At 60.7% G+C, this 19,901-nt stretch carries 19 protein-coding genes; 7 read left to right on the forward strand and 12 right to left on the reverse strand.

All coding sequences use genetic code 11. The features are described from left to right. Window positions 1-6: 6 nt before the first annotated feature. The 5 genes from rng to mreB all read right to left on the reverse strand — a co-directional run bounded on the left by rng (window position 7) and on the right by mreB (window position 4,937). Window positions 7-1,464 (reverse strand): ribonuclease G, encoded by a 1,458-nt coding sequence (rng, locus tag BLU48_RS20900; protein WP_046070915.1) that lies wholly within the window; start codon window positions 1,462-1,464, stop codon window positions 7-9. Window positions 1,465-1,534: 70 nt separating this feature from the next. Beyond that, window positions 1,535-2,131, reverse strand: a complete 597-nt coding sequence (locus BLU48_RS20905) for a Maf family protein (protein ID WP_046070914.1) — start codon at window positions 2,129-2,131, stop codon at window positions 1,535-1,537. A 50-nt stretch (window positions 2,132-2,181) separates the two neighbouring features. Then, window positions 2,182-2,670 carry a rod shape-determining protein MreD gene (mreD, locus tag BLU48_RS20910; protein WP_043048570.1) on the reverse strand — a complete coding sequence of 163 codons (489 nt, stop codon included), beginning with the start codon at window positions 2,668-2,670 and terminating at the stop codon, window positions 2,182-2,184. Next, entirely contained in the window at window positions 2,670-3,731 is a 1,062-nt protein-coding gene (gene mreC / locus BLU48_RS20915) for a rod shape-determining protein MreC (protein ID WP_046070913.1), read from the reverse strand. Before mreC ends, mreD begins: the two co-directional genes overlap by 1 nt. Before the next feature lie 168 nt (window positions 3,732-3,899). Beyond that, window positions 3,900-4,937: a rod shape-determining protein MreB gene (gene mreB, locus BLU48_RS20920; RefSeq protein WP_002555108.1), complete on the reverse strand. Its 1,038-nt coding sequence runs from the start codon at window positions 4,935-4,937 to the stop codon at window positions 3,900-3,902. A gap of 210 nt (window positions 4,938-5,147) precedes the next feature. On the opposite strand from mreB, the gene gatC reads away from it, so the two are divergent. From gatC to BLU48_RS20950, 6 genes are all read left to right on the forward strand, one after another. Next, the gene (gene gatC / locus BLU48_RS20925) at window positions 5,148-5,435 is read left to right on the forward strand and encodes an Asp-tRNA(Asn)/Glu-tRNA(Gln) amidotransferase subunit GatC (protein ID WP_046070912.1); all 288 of its coding nucleotides are present in this window, start codon (window positions 5,148-5,150) and stop codon (window positions 5,433-5,435) included. 16 nt (window positions 5,436-5,451) lie between these two features. Then, on the forward strand, window positions 5,452-6,903 hold the full coding sequence (gene gatA, locus BLU48_RS20930; RefSeq protein ID WP_057021568.1) for an Asp-tRNA(Asn)/Glu-tRNA(Gln) amidotransferase subunit GatA: 1,452 nt from the start codon (window positions 5,452-5,454) through the stop codon (window positions 6,901-6,903). A gap of 10 nt (window positions 6,904-6,913) precedes the next feature. Further along, on the forward strand, window positions 6,914-8,359 hold the full coding sequence (gatB, locus tag BLU48_RS20935; protein WP_046070910.1) for an Asp-tRNA(Asn)/Glu-tRNA(Gln) amidotransferase subunit GatB: 1,446 nt from the start codon (window positions 6,914-6,916) through the stop codon (window positions 8,357-8,359). 178 nt (window positions 8,360-8,537) lie between these two features. Further along, window positions 8,538-8,909 (forward strand): septal ring lytic transglycosylase RlpA family protein, encoded by a 372-nt coding sequence (locus tag BLU48_RS20940; protein WP_057012916.1) that lies wholly within the window; start codon window positions 8,538-8,540, stop codon window positions 8,907-8,909. 25 nt (window positions 8,910-8,934) lie between these two features. Beyond that, complete coding sequence (locus BLU48_RS20945) at window positions 8,935-10,014, forward strand: calcium/sodium antiporter (RefSeq protein WP_057021789.1); 1,080 nt, start codon at window positions 8,935-8,937, stop codon at window positions 10,012-10,014. After that, window positions 10,011-10,391 carry a carboxymuconolactone decarboxylase family protein gene (locus tag BLU48_RS20950; RefSeq protein WP_046070908.1) on the forward strand — a complete coding sequence of 127 codons (381 nt, stop codon included), beginning with the start codon at window positions 10,011-10,013 and terminating at the stop codon, window positions 10,389-10,391. Before BLU48_RS20945 ends, BLU48_RS20950 begins: the two co-directional genes overlap by 4 nt. On the opposite strand, the gene BLU48_RS20955 is transcribed toward BLU48_RS20950, so the two are convergent. From BLU48_RS20955 to kdgD, 5 genes are all read right to left on the reverse strand, one after another. Further along, window positions 10,388-11,329 (reverse strand): AEC family transporter, encoded by a 942-nt coding sequence (locus tag BLU48_RS20955; protein ID WP_057021569.1) that lies wholly within the window; start codon window positions 11,327-11,329, stop codon window positions 10,388-10,390. The two genes, BLU48_RS20950 and BLU48_RS20955, sit on opposite strands and share 4 nt — an antisense overlap. Before the next feature lie 163 nt (window positions 11,330-11,492). Next, entirely contained in the window at window positions 11,493-13,046 is a 1,554-nt protein-coding gene (gene garD / locus BLU48_RS20960; RefSeq protein WP_046070907.1) for a galactarate dehydratase, read from the reverse strand. 10 nt (window positions 13,047-13,056) lie between these two features. Next, window positions 13,057-14,421 (reverse strand): MFS transporter, encoded by a 1,365-nt coding sequence (locus BLU48_RS20965; RefSeq protein WP_057021570.1) that lies wholly within the window; start codon window positions 14,419-14,421, stop codon window positions 13,057-13,059. A gap of 172 nt (window positions 14,422-14,593) precedes the next feature. Next, window positions 14,594-16,039 carry an aldehyde dehydrogenase family protein gene (locus BLU48_RS20970; protein WP_057021571.1) on the reverse strand — a complete coding sequence of 482 codons (1,446 nt, stop codon included), beginning with the start codon at window positions 16,037-16,039 and terminating at the stop codon, window positions 14,594-14,596. 54 nt (window positions 16,040-16,093) lie between these two features. Next, on the reverse strand, window positions 16,094-17,005 hold the full coding sequence (gene kdgD / locus BLU48_RS20975; RefSeq protein WP_043048557.1) for a 5-dehydro-4-deoxyglucarate dehydratase: 912 nt from the start codon (window positions 17,003-17,005) through the stop codon (window positions 16,094-16,096). Window positions 17,006-17,242: 237 nt separating this feature from the next. Here kdgD and BLU48_RS20980 point away from each other — a divergent pair, with 237 nt between their 5' ends. Next, window positions 17,243-18,400, forward strand: a complete 1,158-nt coding sequence (locus BLU48_RS20980; protein WP_057021572.1) for a hypothetical protein — start codon at window positions 17,243-17,245, stop codon at window positions 18,398-18,400. 161 nt (window positions 18,401-18,561) lie between these two features. On the opposite strand, the gene BLU48_RS20985 is transcribed toward BLU48_RS20980, so the two are convergent. Together BLU48_RS20985 and BLU48_RS20990 are read right to left on the reverse strand one after the other, a co-directional pair. Beyond that, window positions 18,562-19,311: a FadR/GntR family transcriptional regulator gene (locus BLU48_RS20985; RefSeq protein ID WP_032877801.1), complete on the reverse strand. Its 750-nt coding sequence runs from the start codon at window positions 19,309-19,311 to the stop codon at window positions 18,562-18,564. A 159-nt stretch (window positions 19,312-19,470) separates the two neighbouring features. Next, window positions 19,471-19,890 carry a ClpXP protease specificity-enhancing factor gene (locus tag BLU48_RS20990; RefSeq protein ID WP_057013888.1) on the reverse strand — a complete coding sequence of 140 codons (420 nt, stop codon included), beginning with the start codon at window positions 19,888-19,890 and terminating at the stop codon, window positions 19,471-19,473. Between the last annotated feature and the right edge of the window lie 11 nt (window positions 19,891-19,901).

Consider the following 19,901-nt stretch of genomic DNA (forward strand, 5'->3'; position numbering starts at 1 on the left):
TGGGGATCAGAGCAGCACCACGTCGTATTGTTCCTGGGAATACATGGTTTCAACCTGGAAGCGAATCGTGCGACCGATAAAACTTTCCAGCTCGGCAACGTTGCCGGACTCTTCGTCCAGCAGGCGATCGACCACTTTCTGGTTGGCAAGCACTCTATAACCTTCAGCCTGGTAGGCGCGCGCCTCGCGCAGGATTTCGCGGAAAATCTCGTAGCAAACGGTTTCCGGCGTCTTCAACTTACCGCGGCCCTGGCAGCTGCTGCACGGCTCGCACAGCACCTGCTCCAGGCTTTCGCGGGTGCGCTTGCGGGTCATTTGCACCAGGCCCAACTCAGTGATGCCGATGATGTTGGTCTTGGCGTGATCGCGCTCCAGCTGCTTCTCGAGGGTACGCAGCACCTGGCGCTGGTGCTCTTCATCTTCCATGTCGATGAAGTCGATGATGATGATGCCCCCGAGGTTGCGCAGGCGCAGCTGGCGAGCGATAGCGGTGGCGGCTTCAAGATTGGTCTTGAAGATGGTCTCTTCAAGGTTGCGATGGCCTACGAATGCACCAGTGTTGACGTCGATGGTGGTCATGGCCTCGGCCGGGTCCACCACCAGATAGCCGCCGGACTTGAGCGGCACTTTGCGCTCCAGGGCTTTCTGGATTTCGTCTTCGACGCCATACAGGTCGAAGATCGGCCGCTCGCCGGGGTAATGCTCCAGGCGGTCGGCAATTTCCGGCATCAGCTCGGCAACAAATTGTGTAGTGCGCTGGAAGGTTTCCCGCGAGTCGATGCGGATTTTCTCAATCTTCGGGCTGACCAGGTCACGCAGCGTGCGCAGCGCCAGGCCGAGATCTTCATAAATCACGCTGGGAGCGCCGATGGTCTTGATCTGTGCGTCGATCTGGTCCCACAGGCGCCGCAGGTAGCGGATATCCATAAGGATTTCATCAGCTCCGGCGCCCTCGGCGGCGGTGCGCAGGATAAAACCACCCGCTTCTTTGATGCCCTCAGCGGCGACGCAATCGCTGACCACCTTTTTGAGTCGGTCGCGCTCGGCTTCGTCTTCGATCTTCAGGGAAATGCCCACATGGGCGGTGCGCGGCATGTACACCAGGTAGCGCGATGGAATCGACAGCTGAGTGGTCAAGCGTGCGCCCTTGGAACCGATGGGGTCCTTGGTGACTTGCACCACCAGGCTCTGCCCTTCATGCACCAGGGCACTGATGCTCTCCACTGCCGGGCCTTCACGCAGGGAAATTTCCGAAGCATGGATGAATGCTGCACGGTCCAGGCCGATATCGACGAATGCCGCCTGCATGCCCGGCAATACGCGCACCACCTTGCCTTTATAGATATTGCCGACGATCCCGCGCTTCTGGGTGCGCTCGACATGCACTTCTTGCAGAACACCGTTCTCTACCACCGCCACGCGCGATTCCATCGGCGTGATATTGATCAGAATCTCTTCACTCATGGCTGGGTCTCGTTCAGGCGTTTTCACAATAGTGACCGGTCGCTCAAGGCTTGGCGCTGGAATACGGCGTTCAGCGCACGGTAAGGTTTTGCCAACAGGGTATGCCGAATTGGGCGAGCAGTTGCGCGGTTTCGCACACCGGCAGGCCAACCACCGCAGAATAACTGCCATTGAGGCCGGCAACGAACACCGAACCCAGGCCCTGGATAGCATAGCCGCCGGCCTTGTCCTGGGGTTCGCCACTGTGCCAGTAGGTTGTAGCCTCTTCGACAGAAACCTGGCGAAAACGTACAAGACTGCTTACATATCGGGTTTCGCAGCGCTGGCCGTCGGTGAGGGCAATCGCAGTGAGCACTTCATGCTCGCGGCCGGAAAGGGCCATCAGCATTGCCAGCGCATCGGCCTGGTCCACGGGTTTGCCCAGGATCTGGCCGTCAATAATCACCGCCGTATCGGCGCCCAATACGCAGGCGCCCGAGGGTTGCCCAAGCGCAACAAAACCCGCCGTTGCCTTGCCGCGCGCAAGACGCTCGACATAGGTAACGGCGGGTTCGTGGGTAAGAGGCGTTTCATCAATAGCGGCGCTGACCACGGTGAAAGGCACACCGATCTGGTTCAACAGCTCACGTCGCCGCGGGGAACCCGAGGCCAGATAAAGCGAATTCATTGCAGCCTCTCCCTGTGGGGTTTGATAACCAGGCAGAGCCTCGCAACCATTCAATTGATTTTATAGCGACGGCGCAGCCCACGCAGGCCAAAACTGATCCAGGGCCACAGCAATGCGCTGACCAGGGCCGGTAAGACCAACGCCAGGGTCGGCTGGCGATTGCCGGTCAAGGCACTGAGCCACAACTGGACCAACTGCGCCAGGCCGAAGATCACCAGGATCACCAGGCACTGCTGCCACATCGGGAACATGCGCAAGCGCTGCTGCAACGACAGCACCAGGAAGGTAATCAGGGTCAGGATCAACGCGTTCTGGCCCAGCAAGGTGCCATAGAGCACATCCTCCGCCAAGCCCAGGCACATCGCCGTGACCATGCCCACCTTGTGCGGCAGGTTCAGCGACCAGAACGCCAACAGCAAGGCCAGCCAGAGCGGGCGCAGGATTTCCATGAATTGCGGCAGTGGCGAAACGCTGAGTAACAGGCCAATGGCGAAGGTCAGCCAGACGATCCAGCCATTACGCGAATGAGTACTAGCCATTATTCCTCCCTCTGCCGTGTGGGGGCCGCAGTGGCGGTTGGCGTCGTGGCCGGCGGTTTAGACGCAGCCGGCTTGGCTGGGCGAGCGTTATGCGTAGCCGGTTTGGCCGGCGTTGCCACAGGCGCCGCCGCTGCGGGTACGGTAGCAGGGGCTGGCGGGCCGACGAACGCCGGTTTCGGCACCGTGGCCGGCACGACCGGCACAGTGCCGTTCTGCTTGTCTTCCGCCTCCTGGGCTTGGGCGGCGTCGTTGGCGCGCTCTTCCGGGGTACGGTTGTCGCTGAACACCAGCAGCAGGTAGCGGCTGCGATTGAGCGCGGCAGTCGGCACGGCCCGCACAATAGCGAACGGCTGGCCGGAATCGTGGATCACTTCCTTGACCGTCGCCACCGGGTAGCCGGCCGGGAAACGCTGGCCCAGGCCGGAGCTGACCAGCAGATCGCCTTCCTTGATATCCGCGGTGTCGGCTACATGGCGCAATTCCAGGCGTTCCGGGTTACCGGTGCCGCTGGCAATCGCACGCAAACCGTTGCGGTTGACCTGCACTGGAATGCTGTGGGTCGTGTCGGTCAGCAGCAATACCCGCGAGGTGTAGGGCATCAACTCCACCACCTGGCCCATCAGGCCACGGGCGTCGAGCACCGGCTGGCCGAGGACCACGCCGTCGCGTTCACCCTTGTTGATGATGATGCGATGGGTAAAGGGGTTGGGGTCCATGCCGATCAACTCGGCCACTTCGACCTTTTCGTTGACCAGTGCCGAAGAGTTGAGCAACTCGCGCAGCCGAACGTTCTGCTCGGTGAGGGCCGCCAGCTTTTGCATGCGCCCCTGCAGCAGCAGGTTTTCAGTCTTGAGTTTTTCGTTCTCGGCAACCAGCTCGGTGCGGCTGCCGAATTGGCTGGCCACGCCCTGGTAGAGACGTTGCGGCAGGTCGGTGATCCAGTAGGTCTGCATCAACACCAGCGACATCTGGCTACGCACAGGCTTGAGCAGTGCAAAGCGGGCATCGACCACCATCAGCGCGACCGAAAGCACGACCAGCACCAGTAAGCGCACGCCCAATGAGGGGCCTTTGGCGAAAAGCGGTTTAATAGGCCGCTCCTCCCAGGCAAATGTTCTCTTTATTCATACGGCATCAAACCGGCCTGGATGCAGATTGAAGAAGATAAACGCCAACAGGCAGCACTGCAAAGTGCTGCCTGCCGACCATGCATGAACCTTCCAGGTGTCTTATTCGCTGGAAAGCAGGTCCATGGTGTGTTTATCCATCATTTCCAGTGCACGACCACCGCCGCGGGCAACGCAGGTCAGCGGGTCTTCAGCGACGATCACCGGCAGGCCGGTTTCCTGGGCCAGCAACTTGTCGAGGTCGCGCAGCAAGGCGCCACCACCGGTCAGCACCAGGCCACGCTCGGCTATATCCGACGCCAGCTCCGGCGGCGATTGCTCCAGGGCGCTCTTCACGGCCTGAACGATGGTGGCCAGGGACTCCTGCAGAGCCTCCAGCACTTCGTTGGAGTTCAGGGTGAAGGCACGTGGAACGCCTTCGGCCAGGTTGCGACCGCGAACATCGACTTCGCGAACTTCGCCGCCCGGGTAAGCGGTGCCGATTTCCTGCTTGATGCGCTCGGCGGTGGATTCGCCGATCAGGCTGCCGTAGTTACGACGCACATAGGTGATGATCGCTTCGTCGAAGCGGTCGCCGCCGACGCGTACGGATTCGGCATACACCACACCATTCAGGGAAATCAGGGCGATTTCGGTCGTACCACCACCGATATCCACCACCATCGAGCCGCGGGCTTCTTCAACCGGCAGGCCGGCACCGATCGCGGCCGCCATCGGCTCTTCGATCAGGAACACTTCGCGGGCACCGGCACCAAGGGCCGACTCACGGATGGCACGACGCTCCACCTGGGTGGACTTGCACGGGACGCAGATCAGCACACGAGGGCTGGGCTGAAGGAAACTGTTTTCGTGAACCTTGTTGATGAAGTACTGCAGCATCTTCTCGCAGACGCTGAAATCGGCGATCACGCCATCCTTCATCGGACGAATGGCAGCAATATTGCCTGGTGTACGGCCGAGCATGCGCTTGGCCTCGGTGCCAACGGCAACGACACTTTTCTGATTACCATGGGTCCGAATGGCCACAACCGATGGCTCATTCAGGACGATACCGCGCTCGCGCACGTAAATAAGGGTGTTGGCAGTGCCCAGGTCAATGGAAAGATCGCTGGAAAACATGCCACGCAGTTTCTTGAACATGGGAAAGGGACCCTAGGCAACGCGTGGGTAAAAAAGTGCGGCAAACTCTAACAACGACAGGGATTTTGGGCAAGGCGCCAATGTGCTAAATTGGCCGACTTTCTGTGCACCAACCCCCACAATCGCGGCCTTATGACCGTAGAAATGCGGTAGTGTTCCGACAATCTAACACACGGACGCCCTCCGTTCTGTTTTCCACTGGAGAATCCCATGGCGCTTGAACGCTCCGACGTGGAAAAAATCGCACATCTGGCCTCGCTTGGCCTGAATGATGCCGATCTTCCACAGACCACCGCAGCCCTGAACAGCATCCTCGGGCTGGTCGACCAAATGCAGGCCGTGAATACCGACGGCATCGAGCCCCTGGCTCACCCACTGGAAGCCAGCCAGCGCCTGCGCGCAGACGTCGTGACCGAGCAAAATAATCGCGAGGCCTACCAGTCCATCGCGCCAGCGGTCGAAAACGGCCTGTACCTGGTTCCGAAAGTCATCGACTAAAGGGAAAGAGCCTTTCATGCATCACATGACTCTGGCCGAGATCGCCCGCGGTCTCGCCGACAAAACGTTTTCTTCCGAAGAACTGACCCAGACCCTGCTGGCGCGTATCGCCGAGCACGATCCCAAGGTCAATAGCTTCATCAGCCTCACCGAGGAGCTGGCATTGAGCCAGGCCAAGGCCGCCGACGCCCGTCGCGCCAACGGTGAAAATGGCGCGCTGCTGGGCGCTCCGATCGCCCACAAGGACCTGTTCTGCACCCAGGGCATTCGCACCAGTTGCGGCTCGAAGATGCTCGACAACTTCAAGGCACCCTACGATGCCACCGTAGTGTCCAAGCTGGCCGCCGCCGGGGCCGTGACCCTGGGCAAGACCAACATGGACGAGTTCGCCATGGGTTCTGCCAACGAGTCGAGCTACTACGGCGCGGTGAAAAACCCGTGGAACCTGGAACATGTGCCGGGTGGCTCGTCCGGTGGTTCGGCCGCGGCCGTTGCCGCGCGCTTCCTCCCGGCTGCCACCGCTACCGACACCGGTGGCTCGATCCGCCAGCCGGCGGCCTTCACCAACCTCACCGGCCTGAAGCCGACCTACGGTCGCGTTTCCCGCTGGGGCATGATCGCCTACGCTTCCAGCCTGGATCAGGGCGGCCCGTTGGCACGCACTGCCGAAGACTGCGCGATATTGTTACAAGGCATGGCAGGCTTCGATAAACAGGACTCCACCAGCATCGACGAGCCGGTGCCGGACTACAGCGCCAGCCTGAACACCTCGATCAAGGGCCTGCGCATTGGCGTGCCGAAAGAGTATTTCAGCGCCGGCCTCGACCCACGCATCGCCGACCTGGTGCAAAACAGCATCAAGGAACTGGAAACGCTCGGCGCGGTGATCAAGGAAATCAGCCTGCCGAACAACCAGCACGCGATTCCCGCTTACTACGTGATCGCGCCGGCAGAAGCTTCCTCCAACCTGTCGCGCTTCGACGGCGTGCGCTTCGGCTACCGCTGCGAAAACCCGAAAGACCTCACCGACCTGTACAAACGCTCCCGTGGCGAAGGCTTCGGCAGTGAAGTCCAGCGCCGGATCATGGTCGGTGCCTACGCCCTGTCGGCTGGCTACTACGACGCGTACTACCTCAAGGCGCAAAAGATCCGTCGCCTGATCAAGAACGACTTCATGGCTGCCTTTGAAGAAGTCGACGTGATCCTCGGCCCAACCACGCCAAACCCGGCCTGGAAGATCGGCGCCAAGACCGGCGACCCGATCGCCGAGTACCTGGAAGACCTCTACACCATCACCGCCAACCTCGCGGGCTTGCCGGGCTTGTCCATGCCCGCCGGTTTCGTCGATGGCCTGCCGGTCGGCGTGCAATTGCTCGCCCCGTATTTCCAGGAAGGCCGCCTGCTCAATGTGGCGCACCAGTACCAGTTGCACACCGACTGGCACACCCGCACCCCTACCGGCTTCTGAGGAGAACACTATGCAATGGGAAGTTGTGATCGGGCTGGAGATTCATACCCAGCTCGCCACTCAATCGAAGATTTTCTCCGGTAGCGCCACCACGTTCGGGTCCGAGCCCAACACGCAGGCCAGCCTGGTCGACCTGGGCATGCCCGGCGTGCTGCCGGTGCTGAACCAGGAAGCGGTGCGCATGGCCGTGATGTTCGGCTTGGCGATTGACGCCGAGATCGGCCAGCACAACGTGTTCGCGCGCAAGAACTACTTCTACCCGGACCTGCCCAAGGGCTACCAGATCAGCCAGATGGAGTTGCCGATTGTCGGCAAGGGCCACCTGGACATCGCACTGGAAGACGGCACCATCAAGCGCGTCGGCGTAACCCGTGCCCACTTGGAAGAAGACGCCGGCAAGAGCCTGCACGAAGAATTCCCGGGCGCCACCGGTATCGACCTGAACCGCGCCGGCACGCCATTGCTGGAGATCGTCTCCGAGCCAGACATGCGCAGCGCCAAGGAAGCCGTGGCTTACGTCAAGACCATCCATGCGCTGGTGCGCTACCTGGGCATCTGCGACGGCAACATGGCCGAAGGCTCGCTGCGCTGCGATTGCAACGTGTCGATCCGGCCAAAGGGCCAGGTCGAGTTCGGCACCCGCTGCGAGATCAAGAACGTCAACTCGTTCCGTTTCATCGAGAAGGCGATCAACAGCGAAGTGCGTCGCCAGATCGAACTGATCGAGGACGGCGGTAAGGTGATCCAGCAAACTCGCCTGTACGATCCGAACAAAGACGAAACCCGCGCCATGCGCAGCAAAGAGGAAGCCAACGACTACCGTTACTTCCCCGATCCAGACCTGTTGCCGGTGGTGCTCGAGGATTCGTTCCTCAATGACATCCGCGCCACTCTGCCGGAACTGCCACAGCAAAAACGCGAGCGCTTCCAGGCACAGTTCGGCCTGTCGATCTACGATGCAAGCGTACTGGCTTCCAGCCGTGAGCAAGCCAACTACTTCGAGAAAGTCGTAGGCATTGCCGGCGACGCCAAGCTGGCGGCCAACTGGGTGATGGTTGAGCTGGGCAGCCTGTTGAACAAACAGGGCCTGGAAATCGACGAAGCACCGGTCACTGCCGAACAACTGGGCGGCATGCTGCTGCGCATCAAGGACAACACCATCTCCGGCAAGATCGCCAAGACCGTGTTCGAAGCCATGGCCGCAGGTGAAGGCAGCGCCGACGAGATCATCGACAAGCGCGGCCTCAAGCAAGTCACCGACAGCGGCGCCATCTCGGCCGTGCTTGATGAGATGCTCGCGGCGAATGCCGAACAGGTCGAGCAATACCGCGCTGCAGACGAAGCCAAGCGCGGCAAGATGTTCGGTTTCTTTGTCGGCCAGGCGATGAAAGCCTCCAAAGGCAAGGCCAACCCGCAACAGGTCAACGAACTGCTCAAAAGCAAGCTCGAAGGCTGATAGCCGTGAAATGGTTGGAGCAGACTTCAAGGTCTGGCTCCAACCTGTGTGGGAGGGGGCTTGCTCCCGATGAGGGCGTTTCAGTCAACGCATGTGTTGACTGCTTCACCGCTATCGGGAGCAAGCCCCCTCCCACATAAGCCCCCTCTCCACATTTTTTATTGGGGATTTCCTGACAATGAAGCGTCTACTCGGCCTCCTGGCCCTGTCCTCCCTGCTGGCCGGTTGCGCCAGCGGCCTCATCGACCCCAAAGGCTACGACGAAACCGGCACCGCCTCCTATTACGGTGCCAAGCACCATGGCAAGCGAACCGCCAGCGGTGAACCTTTCAACCAGAACGCCCTGACCGCCGCCCACAGGCGCCTGCCCTTCGGCACCCAGGTCAAGGTGACCAATCTCGACAACGACCGATCGGTGGTGGTGCGCATCAATGACCGCGGCCCGCATACCCGCGGGCGCCTGATCGACCTTTCCCGCAAGGCTGCCGAGCAACTGCGTATGCTGGGCAGCGGTACCGCACGGGTTCGCGTGCAAGCCCTGAACAACTGACGAGGCAGCCTTGAGCATTTTCGCGTTGAACGCCCTTTCGCCCTGGAGCCTGCTCGAACTGGTTGGCGGCCTGTTGCTGCTGATCGCCGGCGCTGAAATCCTGGTACGCGCCGCCGTGCGCCTGGCGGCCAGCCTCAAGGTGCGGCCGCTGATCATCGGCTTGAGCATCGTCGCCTTCGGCAGCAGCGCACCGCAGATGACCGTCAGCCTGCAGGCCACATTGGCCGGCAATACCGACATTGCCGTAGGCAGTGTGATTGGCAGCAGCATCTTCAATATCCTCGTCACCCTGGGCCTGTCGGCGCTGATCATTCCCTTGCGCGTATCGCGGCAACTGGTGCGCGTGGATATCCCGGTGATGATCTTCGCCGGCCTGCTGGTGTTTATCCTGGCGGCCAACGAAATGCTCACGCCATTGGATGGCGGCGTATTGCTGGTGGCGCTGTTGGCCTACCTGGGCGTGCTGCATTACCAGACGCGCCATTCGCGCCGTCCGCGAAGCCTGGACACCGTCACCAAGGCACCCTGGCTGAGCAGTGTGTTGCTGATGTTCGGCGGGCTGCTGATATTGGTATTGGCCGGGCATCTGCTACTCGGCGCAGCGGTGGACGTGGCGGGCGACCTGGGCTTGTCGGAGCGGGTCATCGGCCTGACGCTGATTGGCGTGGGCACCTCGCTGCCCTGCCTCGCCACGTCACTGATCGCCGCGTTGCGGGGCGAACGGGAAATTGCGGTGGGCAACGTGATCGGCAGTAACCTGTTCAACCTGCTGGGGGTGCTGGGCTTTACCGCGCTGGTGGCGCCGTCGCCGCTGTCGGTATCCCCCAATGCCTTGGATTTTGATTTGCCGGTCATGCTCGGCGCCATCATCCTGTGCCTGCCGGTGTTCTATACCGGCTACCGGGTGACGCGTATCGAAGGGCTGGTGCTGCTGGGGCTATATCTGGCGTACGGCCTGCATGTGATGGCCTTCACCACCGGCATGCCCCTGGCCAACAAGCTTGAACAGCTGATGTTGTATTACGTCCTGCCGGCGTTGGTGATTTTGCTGTTGCTTACCTCACTGCGCGCCTGGCATCGCCAACACAAGAGGGAATCGCAATGAACGATCAGAAAAGGCCAGGAGTTGAAGTGCGTCGCCAAGTCATGGGCGATGTGTTCGTCGACCGCGCCCTGGGCAATGCCACAGCGTTCACCCAGCCGCTGCAGGATTTCGTCAACGAGCACGCGTGGGGCAGCGTATGGAACCGCGAAGGCTTACCGCTCAAGACCCGCAGCCTTATAACCCTCGCCGCCCTGACCGCCCTCAAGTGCCCACAGGAACTCAAGGGCCACGTGCGCGGTGCCTTGAACAATGGCTGCACGGTCGAAGAGATACGCGAAGCGCTGCTGCATTGCGCGGTGTATGCGGGGGTGCCGGCGGCGATTGACGCGTTTCGGGCCGCGCAGGAAGTGATCGACAGCTACCAGAAAGACGCCTAGATCCAGCCACCTGCCTGCAACACGAAGATCCCGATATTGGTGGTCACCGCCGCCATCAGTGTGGTGATCACAATGATCGCCGCCGCCAGCTCATGATTGCCTTGCGCCGCCCTGGCCATTACGAAGCTCGCGGCGGCAGTCGGCGCGCCGAAGTACAGGAACAGGATCCCCAGCTCCGGCCCGCGGAACCCCAATAGCCAGGCGCCCAGGGTCGCGATTACCGGCAGCCAGACCATCTTCATCAAGCTTGCGCTCAGCGCCATGTTGCCGCTTTTGCGCAATGCCGCCAGGGACAAGGTGCCGCCGATGCAGATCAACGCCAACGGCAACGTGGTGTCGGCCAGATACTGCATGGACTTTTCCAGCCAGCCGGGCAGGCCGATCTGCAAGTAAGCGAACGGCGCGGCGACGATCACGCTGATGATCAGCGGGTTGGCCACCACGCTCTTGAAGATGCTCCATGGGTCGGACTTGATCACCGGGCTGTACACCGCCAACACAATGGTCGACAGCGTGTTGTAGAACAGGATCACCAGCGCCGCGAGGATCGCGCCGAGGGAGATACCGTAGTCGCCGTACATGCTGGCCGCCAGCGCCAGGCCGATCACGCCGTTGTTGCCACGAAATGCGCCTTGGGTATAGATCCCACGGTCTTCGCGCTTGCAGCGAAAGATCGCCCAGCCCCAGGCCAGGGCGAAGCTCAGCAGTGTGGCGATTGAAAAGTAGATGAGCAAACCCGGCTTGAGCGCCGCGTGCAGGTCGGCATGCAGGATGCCCAGGAACAACAGCGCCGGCATGGTGACGTTGAACACCAGCGACGAAGCGGTATGGATAAAGTTGTCGTTAATCCATTGGATGCGCTTGAGCAGCACACCGAGGAACAGCATGGCGAACACCGGCGCGGTGATGGTGAGGGTGGTGAGGAAAATTGCCAGCATGCCGGGGAGAACCTTGGTGGGCGTCGGTAGGTGGCTAATGATAAGCCATGCAGCCCGTGTCGTCTGGTCTACCGCAATCGGGGGCAAGCCCCCTTCCCACCTCGACCGCGTTCACCCGATCGAATGTGGGAGGGGGCTTGCCCCCGATGCAGGCGCCTCGGTCTCAGGTAATAGGCGCCGGGTTGAACAGGGTAATGTCGTTATGCAGTTTGTGATGCTCCGCCCACGTCTGCTTCCTGCCACTGGCCACATCCAGGTAGAAGTGGAACAACTCCCAGCCCAGTTCTTCGATACTCGCACGCCCGGTAGCAATGCGCCCGGCATCGATATCGATCAGGTCCGGCCAACGCTGGGCCAGCTCGGTACGGGTCGAGACCTTTACCACCGGCGCCATCGCCAACCCATAGGGCGTGCCGCGCCCGGTTGTGAACACATGCAGGTTCATCCCGGCCGCCAGTTGCAAGGTGCCGCACACGAAATCACTGGCAGGTGTAGCGCAGAAGATCAGCCCTTTGCCCTTGAAGCGCTCACCCGGGCCGAGCACGCCATTGATCGCGCTGCTGCCGGATTTGACGATGGAGCCCAAGGACTTCTCGACGATATTCGACAGCCCACCCTTCTTGTTCCCCGGTGTGGTATTGGCGCTGCGATCGGCTTCGCCCTTGGCCAGGTAACGATCGTACCAGTCCATTTCCCTGACCAGCTCGCGGGCGACGTCCTCGTTTTGCGCGCGTGACGTGAGCAGGTAGATCGCATCACGCACCTCCGTCACTTCGGAAAACATTACCGTCGCCCCAGCCCGCAGCAGCAGGTCAGAGGCATACCCCAGCGCCGGATTGGCGGTGATGCCGGAAAACGCATCACTACCGCCGCACTGCATGCCCAGGATCAACTCGGAGGCCGGTACGGTTTCCCGGCGACGCTGGTCGAGTTTTTTCAAGCGCACTTCGGCCAGTTCCATGATCTGTTCGATCATTTCGGTAAAACCGTGGCTGGAGTCCTGCAAGCGGTACAGCCATGGCTCGCTCAGGTCCACGGAGCTGTCGTTGTCGTGCATCACCTGCCCGGCCTGCAATTTCTCGCAGCCCAGGCTGATCACCAAGGCTTCGCCGCCCAGGTTCGGGTTACGTGCCAGGTTGCGCACCGTACGGATCGGGATATAGGCGTCCGTCGCCGTAATCGCCACGCCGCAGCCGTAGCTATGGGTCAGAGCTACTACATCATCAACATGCGGGTATTTGGGCAGCAACTCATCCTTGATGCGCTTGACCGCATGGTCCAGCACACCGGTAACGCACTGCACGGTGGTGGTGATGCCGAGGATATTGCGCGTGCCCACCGTGCCATCGGCATTGCGATAGCCCTCGAAGGTAAACCCCTCCAACGGTGCCTGGGTTTCAGGCACCTCGGTGGACAGCGGCAAACTGTCCAGGGGTGGCGCGGTCGGCATGCGCAGCTGATCCTCCTGCACCCAACTGCCACGGGGTATTGGCGCCAAGGCATAACCGATGGTCTGGCCGTAGCGAATGATCCGGCCGCCCTCGGGGATATCTTCCAGGGTCACCTTGTGGCTCTGGGGAATAAAATCCACGGTGACCAGGCCGTCGGGAAATTCAGTGCCCGCCGGCACGCCCTGGTCGTTCACCACGATCACTACGTTGTCGCGCTCGTGCAAACGGATGGAGCGCGGCGAGTCGGCATGTTCAATCAACTGCATCACACGAACCTCAGGAATGCGCTTGGGAAAGGTTGGTCAACTCCGGGCCTTTGGTGGGCGGCTCCTTGAGCACCACGCGCTTGATCGGGCCGACAATCACCAGATAGCTGAACACCGCCACCAGGGCATTGGCGCCAACGAACACCAGGGCCCACTTGAACGAGCCGGTGGTGCTGATGATGTAGCCGATCACGATCGGCGTGGTAATGGAGGCCAGGTTACCGAAGGTGTTGAACAAGCCGCCACTGAGGCCGGCGATCTGTTTCGGCGAGGTGTCGGACACCACCGCCCAACCCAATGCGCCAACGCCTTTACCGAAGAAGGCCAGCGCCATGAAGCCCACCACCATCCATTCGATGTCCACGTAGTTGCACGCCACGATGCTGCTGGAAATCAGCAGGCCGCCAATGATCGGCGCCTTGCGGGCAAAGGTCAGGGAGTGGCCCTTGCGCAGCAGGTAATCGGAAATCACCCCGCCAAGCACCCCGCCGATAAAGCCGCAGATCGCCGGCAACGAGGCAATGAAACCGGCCTTGAGAATGGTCATGCCACGGTCCTGCACCAGGTACACCGGGAACCAGGTGAGGAAGAAATAGGTGATGCCGTTGATGCAGTACTGGCCCAGGTACACACCGAGCATCATGCGGTTGGTCAGCAGTTGACGGATGTAATCCCACTTCGGCCCGTCGGTTTTCTTGCCCTTTCCTTTGTCCTGGTCCATGTCGACCATCGCGCCATTGGCGGCGATGTGATTGAACTCGGCCTCGTTGATCATCGGGTGCTGGCGCGGGCTGTGGATAACTTTCAGCCAGATCAACGAGAACACGATGCCGATCACGCCCATCACGATAAACACATGCTGCCAGCCAAAGCGGTAGACGATCCAACCCATCAATGGCGCGAACAACACCGTGGCGAAGTACTGCGCCGAATTGAAGATCGCCGATGCAGTGCCGCGTTCAGCCGTCGGAAACCACGCCGCAACAATGCGGGCATTTCCCGGAAACGAGGGTGCCTCGGCCAGGCCCACCATAAAGCGCAGCATAAACAGCGCGACCACGGCGGTGGAGACACCGAACTCACCGACATAGCCTTGCAGCACGGTGAACAAGGACCAGGTGAAAATGCTCAGGGCATAGATTTTTTTCGAACCGAAGCGATCGAGCAACCAGCCGCCGGGGATTTGCCCGGCAACGTAGGCCCAACCGAAAGCGGAAAAGATATAACCGAGGGTGACCGCGTCGATGCCGAGGTCTTTTTGCAGGCTGGAACCGGCGATGGCGATGGTGGCCCGGTCGGCGTAGTTGATCGTGGTCACCAGGAACAGCATGAGCAGGATCAAATAGCGGACATGGGTCGGCTTGGTCGCTTGCATGTAGAAGTACTCCCACTAATTATTTTTTTTGCGGGTAATAGTTATGTCGGTGCCGCCCCCTGTAGGAGCGAGCTTGCTCGCGAAAAACACGCAGGCGCCGCGTGCATCCTGAATGCTCGCGTAATCGTTGACGTTCTTCGCGAGCAAACTCGCTCCGACAGTGAAACGGGTATTACGAACCGATGTAGCTGGTTTTCACCACGGTGTAGAACTCTTGCGCATAGCGACCTTGCTCACGCGAACCGTAGGATGAGCCCTTACGGCCGCCGAACGGAACGTGGTAGTCCACACCCGCGGTCGGCAGGTTGACCATCACCATCCCGGCCTGGGAGTGGCGCTTGAAGTGGTTGGCGTATTTCAGCGAGGTGGTGGCAATCCCCGCCGACAGGCCGAACTCGGTGTCGTTGGCCATGGCCAGTGCCGCTTCGTAGTCCGCCACGCGTACCACGTTGGCCACCGGGCCGAAGATTTCTTCGCGGCTGATACGCATGGCAGCTTCGCTGTCGGCAAACAGTGTCGGCGCCAGGTAATAGCCTTCGGTGTCGCAGGTCACCAGGCCACCGCCACTCACCAGCCGCGCACCTTCGTTTTGGCCGATGTCGATGTATTTCAGGTCCTGGTCCAACTGGGCCTGGGAAACCACCGGGCCGATGTCGGTGCCGCTTTGCAGCGCGTGGCCGACCTTGATCGACTGCATGCGCTCGGCCATGGCCGCCACAAACTGGTCGTGAATACCCGCAGTGACAATCAAACGGCTCGACGCGGTGCAACGCTGGCCGGTGGAGTAAAACGCGCTCTGTACCGACAACTCGACGGCCTGCTTGAGGTCGGCGTCATCGAGAATAATCTGCGGGTTCTTGCCGCCCATTTCCAACTGCACCTTGGCCTGGCGCGATACACAGCTGACGGCGATCTGACGGCCCACGCCGACGGAGCCGGTGAAACTGATGCCATCGACTTTCGGGCTGTTGACCAACACATCACCGACTACACGGCCGCTGCCCATCACTAGGTTGAACACACCGGCCGGGAAACCGGCACGGGAGATGATTTCCGCCAGGGCCCAGGCACAACCCGGCACCAGTTCGGCGGGCTTGATCACCACGCAGTTGCCGTAGGCCAGGGCCGGGGCGATCTTCCAGGCGGGAATGGCAATCGGGAAGTTCCACGGGGTGATCAAGCCGACCACACCAAGGGCTTCACGAGTGACTTCAACGTTGACGCCCGGGCGTACCGACGGCACGTAATCACCCGACAGGCGCAGGCATTCACCGGCGAAGAACTTGAAGATATTGCCGGCCCGGGTCACTTCGCCAATGGCCTCGGGCAGGGTCTTGCCCTCTTCACGGGCCAGCAGGGTGCCGAGCTCTTCACGACGGGCGAGGATTTCGCTGCCGACTTTGTCCAGGGCATCGTGACGCGCCTGGATACCGGAAGTCGACCAGCCCGGGAACGCGGCGCGGGCGGCGTCGATGGCCGCGTTGACTTGGGCCACATCCGCCTTGGCATAGTCGCCAATGACATCGGACACATCCGACGGGTTGATATTGGCGCAGTATTCGGCGCCGGTTACCCATTCGCCATTGATGTAGTTCTCAAAACGCTTTGCTTGGGACACGAATCTTCTCCTGACGCAAAAGGCCGCTGATTGCTCAGCGGCCTTGTGGATAATTTACTGCGGGCCTTGCTTGTCGATCAGCGCGGCCAGGGCTTCGTACTCTTCCGGCAGCAGGTCGGTGAGCGGCGTGCGCACCGGCCCGGCGTCATAACCGACGATTTTCGCACCGGCCTTGACGATGCTCACTGCGTAACCGGCTTTACGGTTGCGGATGTCCAGGTACGGCAGGAAGAAGTCATCGATGATCTTGCCGACGGTGGCGTGATCTTCGCGGGCAATGGCGTGGTAGAAATCCATCGCGGTTTTCGGGATGAAGTTGAACACTGCCGAGGAGTACACCGGAACCCCCAGGGCCTTGTAGGCCGCGGCATAAACCTCTGCAGTCGGCAGGCCGCCGAGGTAGCTGAAACGGTCGCCGAGGCGGCGGCGGATCGACACCATCAACTCGATATCACCCAGGCCATCCTTGTAGCCGATCAGGTTCGGGCAGCGCTCGGCCAGGCGCTCCAGCAGTGGCGCAGTCAGGCGGCAGACATTGCGGTTGTAGACCACTACGCCGATCTTGACCGACTTGCACACCGCTTCAACGTGTGCAGCCACCCCGTCCTGGCTGGCTTCGGTGAGGTAGTGCGGCAGCAGCAGCAAGCCTTTGGCGCCGAGGCGTTCGGCCTCTTGGGCGTACTCGATGGCCTGACGGGTCGCACCGCCCACACCGGCCAGGATCGGCACGCTGGTGGCGCAGGTATCAACGGCGGTTTTGACCACTTGGGAGTATTCGCTCGCGGCGAGGGAGAAAAACTCACCGGTGCCACCCGCTGCGAACAAGGCGGTGGCGCCATACGGGGCCAACCATTCCAGGCGTTTGATATAGCCCGCCTGGTGGAAATCACCCTGGGCAGTGAAATCGGTCACCGGGAAAGACAGCAGACCGTGGGAGAGGATGGACTTCAGTTCTTGTGGATTCATTATTCGAACACCCTGGGCGAAGACTTTCTAACGAAAGGTTGTTGTTGGTTTTGGTGATGTCGTACGTCATCGTACAACCATAAAAAGATTCGTCAACTGCAATTCATCGCTGCTCATCGCAAAGCCGGCACGTTTAACGATGCCACTTGACGTAGGAAATTTCTCCTTTATTCTCAAAATAGCTGTATATACATACAGCCATCAAGGAAGATTCCTACGACATAGCAAGGAGCTAACATGTCAGGTCTAGAACTCGCTGCACCGCAAAAGCAAGCGCCGACCCTACGTTTCGAAGGGGGTGAGCACACCGCCATCGGTGATGAAACCCTTTTACATTTCGCCACGGACGCGCCGGCGATCCCCGCCCACCAAGTCGAACTGCACCTGCCCAACGGGCTCGCACTGACCTACGGCCAAGTGATCGCCCTGGGCGGCGATTTCTATGGCATTCCTGGCCAAGCTATCAGCGATGGCGCTTCCCCTGCCGAGCGCGTGCAACGTTTCAATGCGGCCTTCAACTCTCTGGCAGTGCTACCCGCCTCCCGGGAAGAAGCCCACAAGATCCTGGCGGTGATGCAAAAGGAGACCGCCGCAGTCAAGCAGGCGATCAAGGACGGCAAGCAGCCCCACGAAGCCTATGACGCCTTGGGTGATACGTTGTCCGAGGAGTGGAACCGCATCACCGGCGGTGGCAGTGCTGTTTCAGCCCTCATCCCCCTGGGGCGCTACCTGAAGCTGGCGGCGGACAACGCCGACCACTTCGGCGGGTGGGCCCTGTCGGCGTACCTGGCCGGCCACACGGCAGCGCTGCAACAGGCCGTCGCGGCCCATCAAACCGGCACCGATCAGGCCCTCGAGCTGGCTTATGCGATGAACAGCTTTGCTGATCATTTCTTGACTGACCTGTTTTCCGCCGGCCACCTGCGCGTACCGCGCAAGCAACTGGCAGCGGTAGTGACGCCGGGCGAACTGGGTTCGCTGATAAGCCGTTTCATGCACGATGAAGACAGCAAGTTCGGGCTCAAGGTGCGCAATGCCATGGGCGATCAATGGCATGCCTATGGGGATAAACGCTACTTCGATGACATCGACGCGGACAACCGCATGCAGGTCAAACGCGCAGTACAGGCTTCGGCTGATGAGATCTTCGAGACTTTCATCAGCGGTATCGCGCCCTCCCCAGCCAGCTTCAAGGCACCACTGTATGTGCCCGACTTGAACGCGGCGCAAAACCCGGCGAACAACTTCTCGCCACTGTTCAAAATGGAGGGAGACAAGGTGCTGCGGCGCAAGGACGTCAATGACCTGAACGACAAGCACTGGACCAATGATTGGTGGGGTTGGAGTACGTACTTGTTGCTTAAGGACTACAAGCCCAATCAACCCACCAGCTAAGTAGCCGCAATCATCCAGGCAATGGAGATCAACTGTGGGAGGGGGCTTGCCCCCGATAGCGGTGGGTCAACCGACATCAATGTTTGCTGGGCCGACGTCTTCGCGGGCAAGTCGAATCGTCGCACCGGCCCTCCCACATTTGGATCGCGGCGAATCAGCCTTCAACCGCGCTGCGCCTCGGCCTCTTCATGGGCATGGCGCAGCCGTTCGCGGCTATTGGTCAAATGCAGACGCATGGCCGCGCGTGCCGCATCCGAATCCTGGCGTGCAATCGCCTCATAAATCTCTTCGTGTTCGCGACTCAGGCGACTCATGTAGTGCTGTTGGTCATCATGGGCCAGGCGCGCCGAATTCAGACGCGTGCGTGGAATAATGCTGGTACCCAGGTGGGTCATGATGTCGGTGAAGTAACGGTTGCCGGTAGACAACGCAATTTCCAGATGGAAGGCAAAGTCCGAAGCTACCGCATCGCCGGCATGGGCCGCGCTTTCATTCAGGGCATCGAGGGCCGCACGCATGGCGGCCAGCTGTGCATCGCTGCGACGCAAGGCTGCAAGGCCCGCGGACTCCACTTCAAGGCTGATACGCAGCTCGAGGATCGCCAATACATCACGCAACGTCACCACGGTGGCCGGGTCAATGCGGAAACCGCTGGGGCTTGGCGTGTCCAGCACAAAGGTGCCGATACCGTGGCGGGTCTCGACCTGCCCCGCCGCTTGCAGACGCGAGATGGCTTCACGCACCACAGTGCGGCTGACGCCATGGGCGTCCATGATCGCCGACTCGGTGGGCAGCTTGTCGCCGCGCTTGAGCTGGCCGTCGCGGATCTGCTCGGACAACACCGTGACCAATTCCTGGGCAAGGCTGCGGCGCTTGCGGGGAAGACGTGGAGCGGCGCTGGCGTTTTCCATGATGAACCATCTTTCTCGGCGAACTAAAGACCGCATCATAGCCCATGGTGGTTGTACGATCACCGTTCCGGCGCGACTTTCATCCATATCCTTCGCGCAAAAAAAATGCCCCGACAGCAGTCGAGGCATTTTTCACATGGGCCTGGAGGCGTAATCCGCCTACTTCACCACTTTCAAGCTCGGCCGACCGCTAGGGCGCGGCGGCTCGGTATCCGGTGGCGGCACATCATCACCGCCTTCACCTTCGATCGTTTCGCCGTCCTCGAAAGGCGACTCCAGATCGAACACCATGCCTTGGCCATTTTCCCGGGCATAAATCCCGAGGATGGCACCGATTGGCACGAACAGCGTATGGGGCACACCGCCGAAACGCCCTTCGAAGCTCACCGCTTCGTTGTCCATGTGCAGGTGGCGCACGGCACTGGGCGATACGTTCAGCACGATTTGTCCGTCACTGGCAAAACCCTGCGGTACCTGAACCGCAGGAAATTCGGAATTGACCAGCATGTGCGGGGTGCAATCGTTGTCCACAATCCACTCATAGAGCGCGCGGACCAGGTAAGGTCGACTGGAGTTCATCAACGGCTCCT

It is taken from the genome of Pseudomonas synxantha (assembly GCF_900105675.1).
Lineage (GTDB): Bacteria > Pseudomonadota > Gammaproteobacteria > Pseudomonadales > Pseudomonadaceae > Aquipseudomonas > Aquipseudomonas synxantha.

What these genes read in the sequence shown, in the direction of transcription:
- BLU48_RS20955 (WP_057021569.1), bottom strand. Translation starts at nt 11,329, where the DNA reads ATGCTGGCAATTTTCCTCACCACCCTCACCATCACCGCGCCGGTGTTC.
- mreD (WP_043048570.1), bottom strand. Translation starts at nt 2,670, where the DNA reads ATGGCTAGTACTCATTCGCGTAATGGCTGGATCGTCTGGCTGACCTTC.
- gatA (WP_057021568.1), top strand. Translation starts at nt 5,452, where the DNA reads ATGCATCACATGACTCTGGCCGAGATCGCCCGCGGTCTCGCCGACAAA.
- garD (WP_046070907.1), bottom strand. Translation starts at nt 13,046, where the DNA reads ATGCAGTTGATTGAACATGCCGACTCGCCGCGCTCCATCCGTTTGCAC.
- gatC (WP_046070912.1), top strand. Translation starts at nt 5,148, where the DNA reads ATGGCGCTTGAACGCTCCGACGTGGAAAAAATCGCACATCTGGCCTCG.
- mreB (WP_002555108.1), bottom strand. Translation starts at nt 4,937, where the DNA reads ATGTTCAAGAAACTGCGTGGCATGTTTTCCAGCGATCTTTCCATTGAC.
- BLU48_RS20965 (WP_057021570.1), bottom strand. Translation starts at nt 14,421, where the DNA reads ATGCAAGCGACCAAGCCGACCCATGTCCGCTATTTGATCCTGCTCATG.
- gatB (WP_046070910.1), top strand. Translation starts at nt 6,914, where the DNA reads ATGCAATGGGAAGTTGTGATCGGGCTGGAGATTCATACCCAGCTCGCC.
- kdgD (WP_043048557.1), bottom strand. Translation starts at nt 17,005, where the DNA reads ATGAATCCACAAGAACTGAAGTCCATCCTCTCCCACGGTCTGCTGTCT.
- BLU48_RS20940 (WP_057012916.1), top strand. Translation starts at nt 8,538, where the DNA reads ATGAAGCGTCTACTCGGCCTCCTGGCCCTGTCCTCCCTGCTGGCCGGT.
- BLU48_RS20905 (WP_046070914.1), bottom strand. Translation starts at nt 2,131, where the DNA reads ATGAATTCGCTTTATCTGGCCTCGGGTTCCCCGCGGCGACGTGAGCTG.
- BLU48_RS20990 (WP_057013888.1), bottom strand. Translation starts at nt 19,890, where the DNA reads ATGAACTCCAGTCGACCTTACCTGGTCCGCGCGCTCTATGAGTGGATT.
- BLU48_RS20980 (WP_057021572.1), top strand. Translation starts at nt 17,243, where the DNA reads ATGTCAGGTCTAGAACTCGCTGCACCGCAAAAGCAAGCGCCGACCCTA.
- BLU48_RS20985 (WP_032877801.1), bottom strand. Translation starts at nt 19,311, where the DNA reads ATGGAAAACGCCAGCGCCGCTCCACGTCTTCCCCGCAAGCGCCGCAGC.
- rng (WP_046070915.1), bottom strand. Translation starts at nt 1,464, where the DNA reads ATGAGTGAAGAGATTCTGATCAATATCACGCCGATGGAATCGCGCGTG.
- BLU48_RS20950 (WP_046070908.1), top strand. Translation starts at nt 10,011, where the DNA reads ATGAACGATCAGAAAAGGCCAGGAGTTGAAGTGCGTCGCCAAGTCATG.